This window comes from Cytophagia bacterium CHB2, assembly GCA_030263535.1.
Classification (GTDB): domain Bacteria; phylum Zhuqueibacterota; class Zhuqueibacteria; order Zhuqueibacterales; family Zhuqueibacteraceae; genus Coneutiohabitans.
In genome coordinates this window covers 1-17,653 of sequence record SZPB01000109.1, presented here as the reverse complement: position 1 = coordinate 17,653, position 17,653 = coordinate 1, and the positions used below count along the sequence as shown (strand labels likewise).

General features: G+C 51.4%; 16 protein-coding genes and 1 pseudogene. All 17 read left to right on the top strand.

Annotated features, from left to right (window positions below; translation table 11 throughout):
- Positions 1-382: 382 nt before the first annotated feature.
- A pseudogene (dnaN, locus tag FBQ85_12495) lies at positions 383-1,498 on the top strand (DNA polymerase III subunit beta).
- A 204-nt stretch (positions 1,499-1,702) separates the two neighbouring features.
- Positions 1,703-2,035 (top strand): GxxExxY protein, encoded by a 333-nt coding sequence (locus FBQ85_12490; protein MDL1875972.1) that lies wholly within the window; start codon positions 1,703-1,705, stop codon positions 2,033-2,035.
- A gap of 136 nt (positions 2,036-2,171) precedes the next feature.
- The gene (locus tag FBQ85_12485; GenBank protein ID MDL1875971.1) at positions 2,172-3,260 is read left to right on the top strand and encodes a DNA replication/repair protein RecF; all 1,089 of its coding nucleotides are present in this window, start codon (positions 2,172-2,174) and stop codon (positions 3,258-3,260) included.
- A gap of 265 nt (positions 3,261-3,525) precedes the next feature.
- Entirely contained in the window at positions 3,526-4,518 is a 993-nt protein-coding gene (locus FBQ85_12480) for a site-specific DNA-methyltransferase (GenBank protein ID MDL1875970.1), read from the top strand.
- Positions 4,505-5,230 (top strand): restriction endonuclease, encoded by a 726-nt coding sequence (locus FBQ85_12475; GenBank protein MDL1875969.1) that lies wholly within the window; start codon positions 4,505-4,507, stop codon positions 5,228-5,230. The genes FBQ85_12480 and FBQ85_12475 overlap by 14 nt, the downstream gene beginning before the upstream one ends.
- Before the next feature lie 427 nt (positions 5,231-5,657).
- Positions 5,658-7,349 (top strand): DUF262 domain-containing protein, encoded by a 1,692-nt coding sequence (locus FBQ85_12470; GenBank protein MDL1875968.1) that lies wholly within the window; start codon positions 5,658-5,660, stop codon positions 7,347-7,349.
- Between the two features lie 415 nt (positions 7,350-7,764).
- Positions 7,765-8,397 (top strand): hypothetical protein, encoded by a 633-nt coding sequence (locus FBQ85_12465; GenBank protein MDL1875967.1) that lies wholly within the window; start codon positions 7,765-7,767, stop codon positions 8,395-8,397.
- 81 nt (positions 8,398-8,478) lie between these two features.
- Entirely contained in the window at positions 8,479-9,150 is a 672-nt protein-coding gene (locus FBQ85_12460) for a DNA alkylation repair protein (GenBank protein ID MDL1875966.1), read from the top strand.
- Positions 9,151-9,316: 166 nt separating this feature from the next.
- Positions 9,317-9,703 carry a VOC family protein gene (locus tag FBQ85_12455; protein ID MDL1875965.1) on the top strand — a complete coding sequence of 129 codons (387 nt, stop codon included), beginning with the start codon at positions 9,317-9,319 and terminating at the stop codon, positions 9,701-9,703.
- 278 nt (positions 9,704-9,981) lie between these two features.
- A complete protein-coding gene (locus FBQ85_12450) occupies positions 9,982-10,212 on the top strand; it encodes a hypothetical protein (GenBank protein ID MDL1875964.1) in 231 nt (76 codons plus the stop codon).
- 53 nt (positions 10,213-10,265) lie between these two features.
- Positions 10,266-11,012, top strand: a complete 747-nt coding sequence (locus FBQ85_12445) for a class I SAM-dependent methyltransferase (protein MDL1875963.1) — start codon at positions 10,266-10,268, stop codon at positions 11,010-11,012.
- Positions 11,013-11,031: 19 nt separating this feature from the next.
- Positions 11,032-11,421, top strand: coding sequence for a DUF1801 domain-containing protein (locus FBQ85_12440; GenBank protein ID MDL1875962.1), 390 nt, complete (start codon positions 11,032-11,034; stop codon positions 11,419-11,421).
- 59 nt (positions 11,422-11,480) lie between these two features.
- Positions 11,481-12,044, top strand: coding sequence for a DUF4256 domain-containing protein (locus FBQ85_12435; GenBank protein ID MDL1875961.1), 564 nt, complete (start codon positions 11,481-11,483; stop codon positions 12,042-12,044).
- A gap of 239 nt (positions 12,045-12,283) precedes the next feature.
- A complete protein-coding gene (locus FBQ85_12430) occupies positions 12,284-14,092 on the top strand; it encodes an ABC transporter ATP-binding protein (protein ID MDL1875960.1) in 1,809 nt (602 codons plus the stop codon).
- A gap of 169 nt (positions 14,093-14,261) precedes the next feature.
- Positions 14,262-15,227 (top strand): ROK family protein, encoded by a 966-nt coding sequence (locus FBQ85_12425; protein MDL1875959.1) that lies wholly within the window; start codon positions 14,262-14,264, stop codon positions 15,225-15,227.
- 166 nt (positions 15,228-15,393) lie between these two features.
- Positions 15,394-16,404, top strand: coding sequence for a hypothetical protein (locus FBQ85_12420; protein MDL1875958.1), 1,011 nt, complete (start codon positions 15,394-15,396; stop codon positions 16,402-16,404).
- A 53-nt stretch (positions 16,405-16,457) separates the two neighbouring features.
- Positions 16,458-17,621: a hypothetical protein gene (locus FBQ85_12415; protein MDL1875957.1), complete on the top strand. Its 1,164-nt coding sequence runs from the start codon at positions 16,458-16,460 to the stop codon at positions 17,619-17,621.
- Positions 17,622-17,653: the final 32 nt, after the last annotated feature.

Genomic DNA, 17,653 nt, shown 5'->3' with positions numbered 1-17,653 from the left:
GCTTTGAAAACAAAAAAGTATGGTACTCTTGTGATAATCGCCAACGCAATGCTCTGGTGGTTGAAAACGTTTCATCTGGATAACTCTGGTAACAAAATGTTAATAGCGGTGACTAATGTGTTGGTAACTGGCGATTGCAAAAATCAAAAATCACGTCGTAACAGATGCCAACAAGTTATCCCCGACATACTCAGAGATGCCAACGTCATTTCGCACGTTTTTCCGTGCACCTAAGTCTGAACAGACCAAAGAGCTATAACAAATGCCGGCGCAACTATCCACATATCCACAGCCCCTACTATGGACTAAAAAGAATTCATCTTGATATTAAAACAGAAAAAACTTACTTTGAAGCACACTCAAATAAACTCAGGTCAGACCAATGAAATTCACCATTCCTCAGAGTGCATTGTATCAAGCGCTGCAGCGCATGATTTCAATCATTCCTCTCAAAACCACCATTCCGATTTTAACCAATATCCTGTTTGACCTGCGCGGCAATCGTTTGCAGCTTACGGGAACCGATCTCGAAGTTTCGATCATCACCGGACTGGAGGTGATCGGCGAGGAAGACGGCTCAGCAGCGTTTCCGGCCAAGCGTTTGTTCGACCTCGTGCGCGAGCTGCCGGATATTCCTCTGCGCCTGGAAGCCGAAGCGAATAACCGTCTCACCATCAAGACGGAAAAAGGCAATTACAAAATTGCCGGCGAGTCGAGCGACGAATACCCGCACATTTCGACGGAAAAACAAACCACGCAATTTTCCTATCGCGCCAGCCGGTTCATGAATACCGTCGAAAAAGTCATTTTTGCGGTCAGCGCCGATGAGCTGCGCACCACCTTGATGGGCATGCTGTTGGAAATCCGCAAAGACGAACTGCGCCTGGTCGCGACGGATGGCCACCGTCTCGTCAAGGTGCGCGATACCAAATTCACCTTTGACGGCGCGCCCAATCAGGTCGTTATTCCGGTGAAGTCCCTGCATTTGCTCGGCCGGAATATGGGCGACGGGGATGAAATGACCATCGGCATGAGCCAGGAACACATCACATTCGTGCTGGGGCAAACCACCATTTATTCGAAGCTCATCAGCGGGCATTATCCTGCTTATGAACGCGTAATTCCCACCTCCAATCCCTTAACCATGACGGTGGAGCGTGAGCTGCTGGGCGCAACGGTGCGCCGATCGAGCATCTTCGCCAATCAACACACCCGCCAAATCAAATGGACGCTGGAGCCGGGCGCCCTCACCATTCATGCGCAAGACGCCGAGATGAGCGGCGATTCCCAGGAAACCATTCCGGTGGAATATGCCGGCGACAGGATGGATATCGGCTATAACGCCAACTATGTCCTGGAAATTCTGCGCCACCTGGACACTGAACACGTTTTGTTCAAGCTCAAAGACGGCGGCAGCGCGGCGATTATCGAGCCCGTGCCGCAACCGGAAGATTTGGATGTCATGATGCTGCTCATGCCGATACGCATCAATGAATAAAATTTCTTCGGTATTGTTTAGCCACGGATGTGCACGGATTGAACACGGCTAAAGAAAAAGCTAATCAAATATCCGTGTTTCACACGTTTCAATCTGTGGCTTTCAAAATAAGATGTCAATAAATCAACATGAATGTAAGAACGTAGCGTGGGGGATGGGAAATATGAGCCTGATACATGAAGAGACAACAGAACAGAAGCCCTCATCGGGGCGGCTTTTGAAGTGCATAATGTTTTAGGCTACGGCTTTTTGGAGAAGGTGTATCAAAAAGCTCTGCAAGTAGAACTTGTACGCGGGGGACATACCGCTGAAATCGAGCATCCCATCAACGTGAGCTATAAAGGCGCCATTGTTGGCGAATATGCCGCGGACTTGTTGGTCGATGGCAAAGTCATTGTCGAGCTGAAAGTATCCAAAGAATATAATCCGCAAGACGAGCCGCAATTACTCAACGAATTAAAGGCAACCGGAATAAAAGTCGGGCTGTTGATCAACTTCGGGAAAGAAAAAGTAGAGTTCAAACGCTTTGCTTATTGACTACATCAGGGTTGAATCTTAATTAGTGAATAGAAGCTTTCGGCCACTGATGTGCACGGATGAAACACGGATTTTATTTAAAAGAAAGTTTTTTATCCGTGTTTCATCCGTGCCAATCCGTGGCTAAAAATAAAAAATGATCCTGCGCAAGCTCAGCCTGAGAAACTTTCGCAACTACGACAGCCTGGATCTGGAATTTTCCGCATCCGCCAATTTCATCTGCGGCTACAACGGCCAGGGCAAAAGCAACTTTCTCGAAGCCATTCATCTGCTGGCGGTGACGCGCAGTTTCCGGCCGTGCAATGATCGCGACCTGCTCAAATTCGAACGCGATCATTTTGAAATCTCCGGGGAGTTTGTGGACGAGGCGCAAATTCGGCGTCACGTCAATGTGTGCTACAGCAGCGCGACCGGCAAGGAAGTCAGTCTTGACCGCAAGCGCTTGAGTAGCGCCGCGGCGTTGATCGGCGTGATTCCGGTGGTGCACTTTTCGCCGGAGAGCCACCGCATCACCAGCGGGCCGCCGGCCGAGCGCCGGCGCCTGGTGGACATGCTGCTGTGCCAAAGCTCGCCGGCTTATTTATCGGATTGGCAGGAATACCAGCGCAGCCTGAAGCAACGCAACGCCCTGCTCAACCAAAACGCTTCGGCCAAGACGCTCGCGGCGTGGAGCGAGGCCCTGGCGAATTATGGCTGTAGAATTATCGCGGCGCGCCGGCGTTTTGTGGAAGCCTTTGCGCCGCTGGTGCTGCAGGCCTATCAGGATATTGCATCGCCGTCTTTTTCCCTCCAATTGACTTATCAGAGCCAGCTTGCTGCCGGCGAGTTGACCCAGGAAAATTACCTCAAATTGTTGTCCGCTTCGCATGCGGTTGAAATGCGCCGCAAACAAACGCAAGTCGGCCCGCACCGCGACGATTTTGTATTGGCGATCGACGGCCGCGAACTGCGGCGTTTCGGCTCGCGCGGCGAGCACAAGTCCACGCTGCTGGCGTTGAAAATGGCGGAAGCGACTTACTTCAAAGATAAGTCGGCCAACGCGCCCATTATTTTGCTGGATGATCTGCAATCGGAATTGGATGCCATGCGCCTGGCCGCGGCCGTGAAGCATTTTCAAAAATTTGGGCAGTTGTTTGTTACGGCGCTGGCGCCGTTGGCGGAGGGCATGAGCGCAAATGCAGCGAGATATGAGGTGGTTGCTGGGGAAATGAAGTGGGTGGAGTGACCACACAGAGTTGATGCTTTTTCTTCCCCCGGTCGATGTCAATGATAGCTTTGCCCCCAATAGAGAGCTTTTTCGCTTGCAGGGCTTTGTACTTCATGGTCAGCTCCTTTCGTGAATTGAGAATTTACCGAATGTCTATAAACGAAAAAGCTTACAATCAAGTCCAGTTTTGCTACTGACGGCTCGGGGAAGATAGAAATCGTTCAGCATCTTGGGAGAGACCACGTACAATATCTGACTCATTCGAGAGACAATGAACATGCTAATGACCGTTGCGCATCATCACCAACAGTATCTCCCTTCGTCGGTTGCTAGTCTGGAGAACCCGCAGACCGATATTCCCCGCATTGCAAAGGATAAGAAGCTTTTGGCGGAGATCGAGGCAGCGATACAACAAATTTCAACGGAACATCGCTTGGTTCAGGGCGATGCGCGCAAGTTGTCATTTATAGAAGATGAAACTGTTCATTTGGTCGTCACGTCCCCGCCCTATTGGACCCTCAAGAAATACCGAGATCACAAAGACCAACTGGGAGATGTGGAAGACTACGAAAGATTTTTACGGGAACTTGATAGAGTCTGGGAACACTGCTATCGAATTTTGGTACCGGGCGGGCGTCTAATCTGCGTGGTAGGTGATGTCTGTCTGTCCCGTCGAAAGAACGAAGGAAGACATACGGTCGTTCCACTTCATGCGTCCATACAAGAACACTGCCGCAAGCTCGGCTACGATAACCTCACACCTATTATTTGGCACAAAATTGCGAATGCTGTTTTTGAGGCATCGGGAAACGGAGCGGGATTCTTTGGCAAGCCCTACGAACCGAACGCTGTGATTAAGAACGATATTGAATTTATTTTGATGGAGCGCAAACCAGGTGGCTACCGCAAGCCAACAGTCGCTACCCGCGTGCTGTCTGTGATATCCGAGGATAACCACAAGCAATGGTTTCAATCAATTTGGTCGGGTGTTACAGGTGCATCTACGCGCAATCATCCGGCTCCTTACCCTGAAGAGCTTGCAGAGCGGCTAATTCGTATGTTCTCATTCGTAGGAGACACAGTATTAGACCCGTTCATGGGAACGGGAACTACTACGGTTGCAGCCGCAAAATGGGGGCGCAATTCGATTGGAGTCGAAATTGACTCACACTATTTCGAGATGGCGGAAAAACGCATCCGGCACGCAACAGTTTCACTGTTCTCATATGCCGAAATAAAAACCGAGGTCAAAAGGGAGGATAATGGATTACAGTGATCGCGTTGCGAAGGCTGTTCGATACTTCTGGAAGGTACGAACCCAACAGCACGAAAGACAGGGGGTAACTACTGGTAAGAAGGATGCAGGAAACCGGAGCGCCGTAACCGGCGGGAAACACCTCGACGGTTTCATAAAGCTATTTACGGAACTTCTGTCCGAGGCTGGATTACCCGACACCACGATACATACGACTGCAACGACTCTCCCTGGTTATTTCAGACCGACCAAAAATTGGGATATAGTTGTTGTCGCTGACGGTATGCTCTTAGCGTCAATCGAGTTCAAGGCTCATATTGGTCCGTCGTTTGGTAACAACTTCAATAACCGTATTGAGGAGGCCTTGGGTAATTCTACCGATCTCCTTACCGCGTACCGCGAAGGCAAGTTCAAGCCATCACAACGGCCATGGCTCGGCTGGTTAATATTGCTGGAGGAAACTCCGAAGTCAACAACGCCGGTTCGCGTAGACGAGCCGCATTTCGAGGTTTTCGAGGAATTCAAAAAGACGTCGTACGTGAGGCGTTACGAACTTTTTTGTGAGCGTCTAATGAGAGAGCGGTTGTACGATGGAACCTGCCTCATTCTGTCCGACAAAACTGGAGGACTGAAAGGCAAATTCCGAGAACCTAATCCCGAATTCAGCTTTGCCACGTTTGCGACCTCATTAACCGCACACGCAATGGCCTATGCCAGGTTGCGCAAGAAATAAGACGCCAAAGCGGGTCGGGCTTTTCTCCCGCAGTTCTCACACCACCGGACATGCGGGGCACGCGTCGGGCGGTTCACCCCGTGGGATACATCATCATCTAAGGCAGGGTTATTTTCAAAAGTCTATCCCGCGGGTTGAATTGTAGATCGCAATGAATCGAACAACTATGCAAGCTGCTCGCGCAAGACCAGTGACCACCGACAGAGGACTTGCACCCCCGAGTTCATACCCATGATAGGCGTACACATTCGCTCTGGTGGACAGTGCGACCGTGGCACCAATTTCATGATTAGTGGCGGTGCTCCTCCTATAGGTTTGGGATGCTGGGCCGCCGGACAGAGTTGTCTTATGCCCCCTCTTTGTGCTGTCAAAGGTCGTTTCTTGATTCACTATTACACTTCTACCCCAGTATCGTTGAGACACGAAAATGAAACACTCATACCCTACGCTTGAACCACTAAGATTCCTGCTCGAAATGATCCATAATCGAGCTATGGCTCTTCCAGATTTTCAAAGGGATTTTGTGTGGGATCCTTATGCCACCGACGAATTGATTGAATCCATTATCAGCAACTATCCCGCCGGCACGCTTCTGCGAATCAAGAATGGTCAACAACTACTTTTTAAGCCGCGCGCATTTGAAGGGGCACCTGAATTGAATGGAGCCAAACCTGCATATTTGATTTTGGACGGACAGCAACGACTAACCTCTTTGTACCAGGCATTTTACGGCAAAGGCGAACACCGCTACTATTTGGATCTGGCCAGTTTGGAGAAGGGTAAAGACTTGGAGGATTGTGCTTTCTACATGAAGGCCGATGAGGGGGAAAGGAAGTATGGCACAATTGAACTACAAGCCCACTCGATGGTTTTTCCCATGGAACGGGTGTTTGGCGGTATCGGTGGATTCAGTGGTTGGCAGAATCAAATATTGCGAATCCGAGGTGCGGACACTTCCACTATCCTTGATCTACAAGAGCGACTGACCCGGCTACACAATGATTGGATAAAACCCATAGAAGAGTACGATTTTCCTATGGTGACTCTCAATGAGGAAACATCTGGGCCGGCGGTTTGCATGATTTTCGAGACATTGAATCGAACTGGTGTCAAATTAAGCGTGTATGACTTGCTAACCGCTCGCTTCTGGCCACAAGACTTCAATTTACGGCAGAAGTGGGAGGAAGCCCTGGACGAAAAACCCATACTTGAAGAGTTCAGAATTGATCCGTATTATATTTTGCAGGTCATCGCCTTGCTTGAGCCCGGAGCAGACAAAGACGGGAAAAGTCGCGCTCCATCAATCAAACGAAGTGCTATCCTGGAGATGAAGGTTGAACAAGCAAGAGCGGGCTGGAATGCAGCGGTAAATGGATTGGCCGAAGCTCTGTCCATCCTGCGAGATGATTGTGGCGTACTCGAATCCGGCCTACTTCCGTACAACACAATAGTGATTCCAATGGGAGCAGTATGGGCAACCCAAAAGGAGGTCACTGGAGCAGATGTTGGTGCTAGTCGTGTCAAGATTCTGCGTTGGTTCTGGTGCTCAGTCTTTGGTCAGAAGTATGAAAACGCACCGAACAGTCAAGCCGAAAAGGATTTTGCTGAGCTGCAACGTTGGATGAAGGGTGGGGAACCACCAGAGTCCGTCAGCGAGTTCAAGCTTGAGGTGAACTTACGGCAGGTCAAGCCTCGCCAGCGGGCAGTCTATCGAGGCGTCATGGCACTAATCCTTCAAAATGGTGCATTGGACTTTCACAAGCGCGGAAAGATCACTTCGCAGTTGCTTGCAGATAAGAGGAATCCGGTTGACGATCATCACATATTTCCACGCACATACCTCGACAAGAGGGCAGTTTCCGCCTCATTGCGTGACTGTATCATCAATCGTACATTCATTGATCGTATCACGAATCGTCGGCTTAGCAAGCGCGCGCCGTCAGATTACTTCACCGAGATTCAAACCAAGCAAGGCGAAATCGAAACAAATGAAACACTCAGATCTCATATTCTGCCAACAGGCACTCAATCTCCTTTGCTTGATGATGATTTTGAGAAATTTCTCGATTGGCGCGAACAAGCATTATTGAACATCATCCGACAAAAGACAAAAAACTAGTCGTCAGATCGACCGCGATTTTGAGCACGATATGCAGCATAAACGAATCGGGGCGGGCTTCTCTCCCGCCCTCCCTCACACCATCGGCCAGGCACAAGCCCGCATCCGGCGGTTCACCCAGTAGGATACATTATCGTCTAAGTCAGCTTATTTTCAAATAATCTGTCCCATGGCGTAAACTGTAAATTCCAATGACCTGGTGGGCTACTACGCAAGCTTGTTGTTGAAATCGTTCAGGTCTTTCCTCGCCGCTTAACGACATCGTCCCGAATCGAGGCAGGTGATCCACGACATGGACTTGCATCTCTGGGTTCATACCCATGTTGAGCGTACACTCTGTGTCGTACGGACGCAGGCGCGTCGAGGCAAGGATTCCTTGCTGCGAAAGCACGAGTGCTAGAGGGTACGAATACCTATGGCAAACATCCGTAAAATCCAGAGAAACGGCCAATTGATGAACTTCTACTTGGTCGACGCCAATTTTCTCGCAAACAAGTTCATTCCATACGGTCGAGTGACCAATAATAACGAGAGGATCCGCGTAATGCGATCCCAAGACTGGTGGCTTGAGATTGAAGCTCAGCTTGAGCAAGACAAAGCTGTTGTGTACGTGCCGGATCTTTGTATAGCTGAGGCATTTAAGGTACTCGCAAAAAAATATTATCAAGACCATTACTTCAGGAATCCAGCCGAGTACAAATTTTCGCGAGATCGCCTAATCGACTTTATTCACATGCCACCAAAGGTACTTCGCGCTTTTGGCCGCCGGGTTTCGGTTCACGATATTTCAACTTCACGAGACATTATTATTGCAGTTGACCGTTTCTTTGAGATTTTTTTCAAGCACGGCCTCTCTGCAAGTGTTATAGATCTGATAATCCTGGCCACTGCGAAATATATGATAGACTTCTTCAAGATACCTATGAAACAGATACATATAGTCACACTTGACAATTCCCTTTGGCGTGGCACGCGAAAAATCCCCGATATCCCAACTGCTTTTAATCCAAATATCTCTAGAGAGCTCGCCCAGAAGATTTTTATCTGAATTGCCTGTTTAGCGTACCGGGATATTTTCCCGAACAGTGCCACAATACTAACCTTGAAAAACTAATCGCCTAATGCCAACATGGCCATGACTCTCAAAGAAACTCTCGCTCAGCTCAAGGCTCTCGGCAACGAGAAGGTCCGTGCGCATAACAAAAAGTACGGCGCCGGTGACAATCAGTTCGGCGTTAAGCTGGGCGACCTCCGCAAGCTTGCCGCAAAGATCAAAACTAACCATCAACTGGCCCTCGCTCTTTGGGACACCGGCAACATCGACGCCCGGCTCCTGGCAATCCTCCTGATCAAGCCCCAAGATCTGTCACGCGATGAGATCGATCGGCTGGTGCGGTCCGGCAACTTTGCGCAAGTCGCGGACTGGCTCAATTCCTATGTTGTCAAGAACCATCCTGATAAGGAAACTCTTCGACAGGCGTGGATGAAAGATGATGACCCGTGGGCCGCGCGCGCCGGATGGAGCCTGACCTCGGAACGAGTTGCGAAAAGTCCGGAGGGGCTTGATTTGCCCACGCTTTTGGATCGTATCGAGTCCGAGATGGGAAACGCGGATCCGGCAGCGCAATGGACGATGAATGCCTGCCTTGCCGGAATTGGCATTCACTTTCCCAAGCTTCGCAAGCGCGCCCTCGCGATCGGCGAAAAATTGGGAATCTATCGCGACTATCCGGTTTCCAAGGGTTGCACCTCACCTTTTGCCCCGATCTGGATCAACGAAATGGTGCGCCGGCAAGGTTGAGCAAACGTGCAATACGTGCAGTTTTCGAAACGCTGTTACATTTTACACTCCATTGCCGCGCAGCTTATATCAGTCTTTTGGCCGCCGAATACGTGTTATTCCGCTTGCGCAATTACTGCGAGATAGCCACTACTTTTATTGAATAACCATCAGAAAGGAATTAGAAATGAAACGAGTCACCGGCATTGGCGGCATCTTCTTCAAGTCGAAAGACCCAAAGGCTTTGGCCGAATGGTACCGCGCCTACTTGGGCATCAATGTTGAGGAATGGGGCGGCGCCGCGTTTCGCTGGGCATCTCCCGACAACCCGGCCGGCGTCGGAACAACTGTGTGGAGTCCGTTCAAGGCCGACACGACTTACTTTGAGCCGAGTCAAGCGCCTTTCATGATCAACTATCGGGTCGCCGATCTGCATGCGTTGCTTGCGGCTCTGCGCAGCGAAGGTTGTAACGTCGTGGATAAGGTCGATGAGTCGGAGTTCGGTAAGTTCGGCTGGGTCATTGACCCGGAGGGCAACAAGCTCGAGCTTTGGCAACCACCAGAAGGCCAGTGATCACATGGTTCGGATTGTAAATGGGGCGCGGCCGAACCTCGTCATTATAAAGAATCTCTATTCAGTTTTTGGTCAACGATTAATTCTACTTAGGCAGAGTCAAATTTTTTAACCACGAACACACAAAACACACGAAATACGTCAAATGAAGTTTTCGTGTTTTTTGTGGCACAACTTTTATTGTGCCCAAGTAGAATTAAATAGAAATAGAATTATGCTCGAAAAGCATTATTCAAAATGAAAAATACCGCCTAACCGGTATTCATTGATGAGGCGTTATGCAAAATCATAAAACAAGTGTAGTCGTTACTCTTGTTTTAGGCATAATCCCGGTTTTATATTCAATTGTCGTGGCGCTCTCATTGCTGGACATCTATCAGAACCGGGAGCCAGATTTGTCGGAAGAGTGGACTGTCGTGGTTTTTGGATTACTTCTTTTTGTTCTCTTTGCTTTTTTTGCCATATTTACTACAATTCGTTTATTACGGCAATATGCAGAGCAAAGTTAGGGCTACTGTTTAACAAGCGCGTCGTACGGCGCTAAAAGAATCCAAAGCGCTCAATGCAGCAAGAAGAAATCACTGCACTATTTGATCAACAGGCATCATCGTATGACCAGCAATGGAGCAAAATGGCTCCAATCAACGATGCTTTGCACTTGCTCACGAGTACCGTGCTTTCGGAACTTCCTCCGAAGGCGAAGATCCTTTGCGTTGGGGCAGGAACAGGCGCCGAGATCCTCTATCTGGCCCAGAAATTTCCTCAATGGCACTTTACGGCCGTGGAGCCGTCTACGGCGATGCTAGAGGTCTTCAAGCGCCGCGCGGAGGAACATGGAATTTCGTCACGATGTGTCTTCCATCCGGGTTATCTCGACTCTCTTCCATCGAATCAATCGTTCGATGCCGCCACTGCCTTTCTAGTCTCGCAATTCATACTGGCGCGCGATGTTCGATCAAAATTCTTCCAAAGCATTGCCGAACGACTTTTTCCAGAGAGTGTCTTAGTTAGTTCCGACTTGGCTGGCGACTTGGCCGCGACAGACTGCCGGGACCTTCTTGGCCTTTGGTTTCGGGTGATGGCAGGCAGCGGCATTCCCCCTGAGGGAATCGAGAGAATGCGCGAAGCATACAGTCGAGACGTGGCTGTTCTACCGCCCCAAGATGTCCGCGACATTATCACGCTCGGGGGCTTTGACTCACCGGTGCTTTTCTTCCAAGCCGGAATGATTCACGCGTGGTATGCAAAACGCTCACCGAGCCATGCCGATAAGGATGGTGCAGGCAGCCTGGCGATACCGAGTGTCTAACCTACGATAAGGAGCTTTGATGCACCCCGACACCGTTCGATACAACAAGTCGCTGGCGCCGGCGGATCGAAAGATTTGCGATCTGCTTGCCGAAACCATCGATCAAATTCTGCCAGAGGCGGAAAATAAAATATGGCACGCGCATCCCGTTTGGTTTCTGGAGGGAAATCCTGTTGTTGGTTATAGCAAGCTGAAATCGTGCGTGCGCCTGCTCTTTTGGAGCGGCCAGTCTTTTGAAGAGAAAGAATTGCAGAAGGAAGGCAGTTTCAAAGCCGCGGTAGCGCGCTACACCGCCGCGAATCAAATCGAGCTTAAGGCGCTCAAGCGTTGGCTCAAAAAGGCTCGAGACATTCAGTGGGACTATAAGAACATCGTGCGCCGGAAAGGCAAACTTGAGCGGTTGAAATGAACCTGCGCTTGCCGCGCGAGCAGAGGCCAATAAAACAAAACAGAAAGGCAAAGACAAAAATGCCAAAAGCAAAAGACCTGAACGTAAAACAACGCGAAGAGCTCCTCAGCGCATTGCATGCCCGCTTTGAGAAAAACATGGGCCGCCATAAAGGTCTGGAATGGGCTAAAGTAAAAGCAAGGCTGGAAGCGAATCCTGAACAATTGTGGCCGCTCAATGAAATGGAAAGAACCGGCGGCGAACCGGATGTTGTCGGGTATGATAAAAAGACGGGCGAATACACTTTTTATGATTGTTCCGCGGAAAGTCCCAGTGGCCGCAGAAGTGTTTGTTACGATCGCGAGGCGCTGGAGTCCAGGAAAGAACATAAACCAAAAGACAGCGCGATTGGCATGGCGACTGCCATGGGCATCGAGCTTTTAACCGAAGAGCAATATCGGGAGCTGCAGAAACTTGGCAACTTCGATTTGAAAACCTCGAGCTGGGTGAAAACGCCTGCTAATATTCGAAAACTCGGCGGCGCGCTCTTTTGTGATCGCCGTTACGGCCATGTTTTCGTGTATCACAACGGTGCGGAATCGTACTATGCCGCCCGGGGGTTCCGCGGCGCGCTCAGAGTCTAATCAAACCTGTGGAGAAGGCGCGCCTGATAAGGTCAAAAGAATTGCCCTGCCGCCCCACACCATCAGCTCATCCCGGAACAGCCTTGCACCCATCTGAACCCCAGCAACGCCACTTGAGAACCACAGCGACATCAAATCCGCGCAAGCGCCGGCTCACACCTCGAAGTAGCGCACGAGATGTTGGATTTTTAGAGCGCGGTCGCGTTACTTGCCCAATGAATTCGTAAGGACAGGTGAATATGCATATCATATGGAGGTACATTCGCCCATTACGCTGGTGGGTTGTGCTGTCCTTGGTGCTGGCCGGTGTGGCTCAGATCTTGACTCTGGTCGATCCTCTGATTTTCGGAATGATCGTCGATGAATATGTTCTCAATCCGGACAACAAACCCGACGAGGTGCTGGTGCGGGGCGCGGTGTGGTGGTTGTTTGTAGCTGCAGCAGTCGCCCTGGCAGCCCGGCTCGCCAAAGCGTTCCAGGATTATGCCCTGGCGTTGGTGGTGCAAAAGTTTGGGATGCAGATTTTCAACGATGGTTTGCGGCAGACGCTGCGCCTCTCATTTCAGGAGTTCGAGGATCGCAGCAGCGGCGAGGCCGTGGCCATGCTGCAAAAGGTTCGTACCGACACTGAGCGCTTCATCAATGCGTTCGTCAACATTCTGTTCTCTTCGCTCGTGGGCATAAGTTTTCTGCTGTGGTATGGCATCACCAAGCACTGGCTGCTGATTCCTGTTTTCGTGGTCGGCGTTTTGGTGCTGGGCGGATTGACCGGATTACTCAGCCAAAAGATGAAGGCCGTGCAGCGCATGATCGTTCGCGAGACCGCCAAGATGTCCGGCTCCATCACCGAATCTCTGCGCAACATCGAACTGGTCAAGAGCCTGGGACTGACCTACCCGGAAATCCGGCGGCTGCAGTTGTATACCAAGAAGATTTTCGATCTGGAAATGGACAAGGTGAAGCGAGTGCGTTCGCTGTCATTTCTGCAAGGCACACTGATCAATCTGCTCAAACAGTCCATCCTTTTCATTCTGTTGTGGCTGATTTTTCGCAAAACGCTCACCGCCGGCGAGCTTATTTCAATGCAGTTCATTCTCAATACGATTTTCGTGCCGTTGCAGGATCTGGGCAAGATCATTCTGAATTACCGTGAGGCCGAGGCTTCCATGCAGACGTTCGACGAGTTGATGAAGAAGCCCGTGGAAACCCGGCCGGAGGCGCCGGTGGACATCGGCGAGCTGGAGAGCTTGCGGTTTGATGACGTGGTTTTTAAACACCGCCCCGCAACAGAAAATGCCATCGATCATCTCTCCTTTCAGGTCCGGTTGGGGGATACCGTCGCGTTTATCGGGCCTTCAGGGTCGGGAAAGTCCACGCTGGTCAAATTGCTCGTCGGACTTTATACGCCCATTAGCGGCACGATTTATATTGACGGCGTTCCCGTGAAAGAGCTGCGTTATAATCCGATCCGCCGGCAGATTGGTTTTGTGACGCAGGACCCGCAACTTTTTTCGGGCACGATTCGAGAGAACCTTCTGTTCGTCAAGCCCGAGGCCACGGACGAAGAGATGCACGAGGCGCTGGAACGGGCTTCTGCCACAACGTTGCTGGAACGCTCCGGCAAAGGCCTGGAAACGCGTTTGGGAGAGAGTGGGCTGCGCGTGTCAGGCGGAGAACGCCAGCGCCTATCGATTGCCCGCGCGCTGTTGCGCCATCCGCGACTGTTCATTTTCGACGAAGCAACTTCCGCGCTCGATTCGATCACCGAACAGGAGATCACCTCGGCGATTCGCGAGGTCTCGGGCCGCAAAGAACACATGGTCATTTTGATCGCGCACCGGCTGAGCACCGTCATGCACGCGGATACGGTTCATGTTTTGGAGAAAGGAAGGATCATCGAGTCCGGCACGCATGAGGCGCTGCTCGAAAAGAAAGGGCTGTACTATGCCATGTGGCGGCAGCAGATCGGTGAACGGGATGCGCGCCTCATCCGTTCGGTTGAGGAGATTGTTATTGATGAACCCGAGGCCGAGGCTGCGCTGGCGTGATTTAGGCAAAAGCGTTGCCATGAAAGGACACAGATTGTGTCGCGGCATAAAGCGGCAATTTGTATGAATAGCTCATTTAAAATGTCATCCCGAAGGGATCGTGTGAAGCCCTCAGCGCCATATTCAAACATTCACAAGCGCCCTTCGGGATGACAGCGAGTCACCTCAAATGAAAACAATCATTGGTCTCGATGTTGGCGGCACAAAAACCGCTGTGGTCGAAGGAACAGCCGAAGCGAATATTTTGCAGCGTTATGAATTTCTCACGGAAGCGCATCGTCCTTTCGCTGAAATTTTTCCTCGCCTCGCCGAGTTGATCGATCAAACGATCGCCAACGCCCTTGCCTCGGACCGGCGGCCGGTTGCGCTCAGCGTTTCCATCGGCGGACCGTTGCGCATCCACGAAGGCCTGTTGCTCAATCCCACGCATTTGCCCGGCTGGCATGGCGTTCATCTGCGAAAAGTCTTGTCTGAACAATATCCGCAGCTTCCGGTTTTCATCGAGCACGATGGCAATGCCGGCGCATTGGCGGAGTTCCATTTTGGCGCGGGGCGCGGCCGCACGAATCTGCGCGATTTGGTATTCTTGACGTTCGGAACCGGCATCGGCGCGGGCTTGATCATTAATGGTCAAATCGTGCACGGCGCAAGCGATACTGCCGGGGAAATCGGGCATCTGCGCCTGGCGCCAACCGGGCCGCTTCTGTACGGCAAAGCAGGCTCATGGGAGGGATTCTCTTCCGGCAAGGGGCTGGTGAAGCTGGCGGCACAAATGTTTCCCCAACGCTGGTCTGATGAAACGCCCATCCGCGATCTCGTAAATGCCATGCTGGCTGATGATGAAGAGGCGATGCGAGTCGCGACTGAGGCGGGCGCCTGGCTGGGACGCGGATTGGCAATTTTGGTTGACACGCTCAATCCCCAAATCATCGTTTTAGGCTCATTGGCGGTTGCGCTAGGTGAGAGAGTTTTGGAGCCGGCGCGCCGGACCTTGCGGGAAGAAGCGTTGCCGCAAGCGGTCGAGGCTTGTGAAATTCTGCCCGCGGCTCTAGGTTCGAATATAGGTGATGTGGCGGCATTGATGGCGGCGTTAACTTCTCCAAAAAGATCTACACTGTTTTCAGAAAATGGGTAAATTCGACTAAACGGCGACGAACGGCGAACGATTTTATTATATTTGAAAAGACCCATTTCATCAAACCGCGAATCAACGCGAATGGTCGCTAATCTTTCAAGTCGCGTTGATTTGCGATCATTAGCGGTTTAGATGTGGGAAGTCATTTAGACGATGATTCATTGCTATGCCTACCCCCGTCCTCCACCAAACAGATTTGTTCCGCCCCCACAATGATCCTGATGATCATTGGGATGTGGCCTGCCTCTATGCGCTTGCATACGCCGGCGACATTGAGCTTAAAGGCATTGTAATCGATTTTCCTCCGCCTCACCATCGCGGCGACCCGGATGTGTTGGCATTGGCTCAGATGAATTATATTACCGGTTTGCATGTACCGTTTAGCATTGGTTCTCCCCATGCTGTTGATCGGCAGAATAAATTTTTAAATGATGCCGGCGGCGCCGTCGGAATGATTGTTGAAACACTCAGAGCCTCTTCCTCGCCGGTTGTCATTCACATTGCAGGATCTTGTCGTGAGGTGGCGCGCGCGGGCATGCTCTTTTCGGAATTGTTTCGCGAAAAATGCGCCGGCATTTACGTTAATGCTGGCGCAGGAAGTCGTAGGGCGGCGAAGGATGCTGAGTTGGAATACAATGTCAGACTCGACCCCGTTGCATTCAAGGCCATATGGGACATCCCCTGCCCGATTTACTGGCTGCCCTGCTTCGAAGAAATCACCAATCAAATTCAAGTCAGGGCATTTGGTTCGTGGTATGATTTCTTGCAGGCCGATGTTCTTTTGCATTTGAGCGAAAAAGTACAACGCTACTTTGCTTACGCGCTCGGCAAAATTCAAGAGCCGTGCTGGCTGGATTATTTGCAGCGCGAAAGCGACCACGAACTCCTATTTCAACAGGCGCAGCTTCGCCGCAACATGTGGTGTACTGCCGGCTTTTTCCACGCTGCCGGAAAAGCCGTTGCTGCGGATGGTAAACTATTCTCGAATGATCAAAGCGGCGAGGAGCCGGTTTTCACGTTTGACCCGATAGAGATGCAATGTGACGCCAACGGCGCAATCAACTGGTCTCCCGCCGCCGCTTCACGTGATCGTTATATTTTGCAGGTGAGAGACATTGAAAATTATAGCCGGGCCATGACCACTGCCATGCGATCACTCCTGGCAAAATTGCCATAATCAAAACGCTTATCGCAGAGTGCAAGGCGTAAGCAAATCGCAAAGGAGATTTTTTGAGTCAAGCCACCACCTCCGCGCCAAGTGTTGCCGAAGTTGCCCGGATTGTGGCGATCAGCAATCGCGTGATTCGCAATCTGGAAATTACCGAATGTTATAGCCGGCTTTCGCATGCGATGCAGGCTTGCACCGGTGCTGCGGCCAACTGGTGTACGTTTGCCACCTGGGCCTCGCGCCAGGCGGGCAGCACGATTCGCGGCGAAGATCTCTTGAAGCAATTTGAACGGAACCTGGGACGCCGGGCAAGTGTCCTGGCGCCGCTGCAATCCCTTTATCGCATGCTGCTGCGCAAAGGCTTGTTTGAACCTGATACCAGGCTCGGCAAAGTTGTCAGCGAAATACACACGCCCTTTGATGCGTTCGAGGCTGCAAGTGAGGCCGTGGCTAAGGGCAACCTCAAAGTCTTCGAAGAGATTGGGCGCGAGTTCGCGAGATTCATGGCGAGTGTTCCCGCTGATGCGGATATTGACAGTGGAGAGTTCCGGAAATTTGCCGAGGAATTCCGTCCCGGTCCGCCGCCGGAGGGGCAGGATTATCTGAGAGAGGCATTTGCGCATTATCAACAGCAGCGGCGCGAAGCTGATCCCGCCATTCGCGCGGCAGGGATTCTGCTTGCCAATCTAAAAATCGGACTGCATGAGCAGACGCGCTTGCAGCCGCAGATTGCCGCGGCTGTTGATGCGCCTCTGAAAACCGTGGTGGATTTGGGCGGACGCGTGCTTCGCATACTTTTCCCGCGCTCGCGCGAGTGGTCAGAGAAGGCGCAACGCACGGCGGCCTGGCTGATCGACTGGCTGGCGGCAAAACTGCAAACGGCCGCCGTCAAAATCACGCGCGAAGTTGTCACCGAAGCCATGATGATACTGGCGCTTCCGAACGTTGTGCTCTCGCTGGGACGAAACCTGGAAGCTCCTGTGCCTGCCGTCTTCAGCGGAATACTGCCTCAACAACTTGAGGGGTTTGTCAGGGAATACGATCCGTGCGCCCCGGGCGCGAGTGACTGTGGGGCAAAGGATTGGTGCAACCTGCCGCAGCGCATGCACTACATTCTTCATTTGTTCCGGGCATACGCGGAAGACAACTCGCTGTTCACGCGGCCGTTTACCGATGAACAAGTCGCGCGCTTTCGCGCCGGCATTGTGCCAGATGGTGAGATTTGACAATCCGTTTTTGCAACGAAGGATCAAGTAAG

Bases quoted from the DNA above. Each gene is read 5' to 3' on its own strand.
- FBQ85_12435 (MDL1875961.1), top strand. From the start codon at position 11,481: ATGCCAAAAGCAAAAGACCTGAACGTAAAACAACGCGAAGAGCTCCTC.
- FBQ85_12445 (MDL1875963.1), top strand. From the start codon at position 10,266: ATGCAGCAAGAAGAAATCACTGCACTATTTGATCAACAGGCATCATCG.
- FBQ85_12480 (MDL1875970.1), top strand. From the start codon at position 3,526: ATGACCGTTGCGCATCATCACCAACAGTATCTCCCTTCGTCGGTTGCT.
- FBQ85_12430 (MDL1875960.1), top strand. From the start codon at position 12,284: ATGCATATCATATGGAGGTACATTCGCCCATTACGCTGGTGGGTTGTG.
- FBQ85_12470 (MDL1875968.1), top strand. From the start codon at position 5,658: ATGAAACACTCATACCCTACGCTTGAACCACTAAGATTCCTGCTCGAA.
- FBQ85_12485 (MDL1875971.1), top strand. From the start codon at position 2,172: ATGATCCTGCGCAAGCTCAGCCTGAGAAACTTTCGCAACTACGACAGC.
- FBQ85_12420 (MDL1875958.1), top strand. From the start codon at position 15,394: ATGCCTACCCCCGTCCTCCACCAAACAGATTTGTTCCGCCCCCACAAT.
- FBQ85_12440 (MDL1875962.1), top strand. From the start codon at position 11,032: ATGCACCCCGACACCGTTCGATACAACAAGTCGCTGGCGCCGGCGGAT.
- FBQ85_12460 (MDL1875966.1), top strand. From the start codon at position 8,479: ATGGCCATGACTCTCAAAGAAACTCTCGCTCAGCTCAAGGCTCTCGGC.
- FBQ85_12450 (MDL1875964.1), top strand. From the start codon at position 9,982: ATGCAAAATCATAAAACAAGTGTAGTCGTTACTCTTGTTTTAGGCATA.
- FBQ85_12475 (MDL1875969.1), top strand. From the start codon at position 4,505: ATGGATTACAGTGATCGCGTTGCGAAGGCTGTTCGATACTTCTGGAAG.
- FBQ85_12425 (MDL1875959.1), top strand. From the start codon at position 14,262: ATGAAAACAATCATTGGTCTCGATGTTGGCGGCACAAAAACCGCTGTG.
- FBQ85_12455 (MDL1875965.1), top strand. From the start codon at position 9,317: ATGAAACGAGTCACCGGCATTGGCGGCATCTTCTTCAAGTCGAAAGAC.
- FBQ85_12465 (MDL1875967.1), top strand. From the start codon at position 7,765: ATGGCAAACATCCGTAAAATCCAGAGAAACGGCCAATTGATGAACTTC.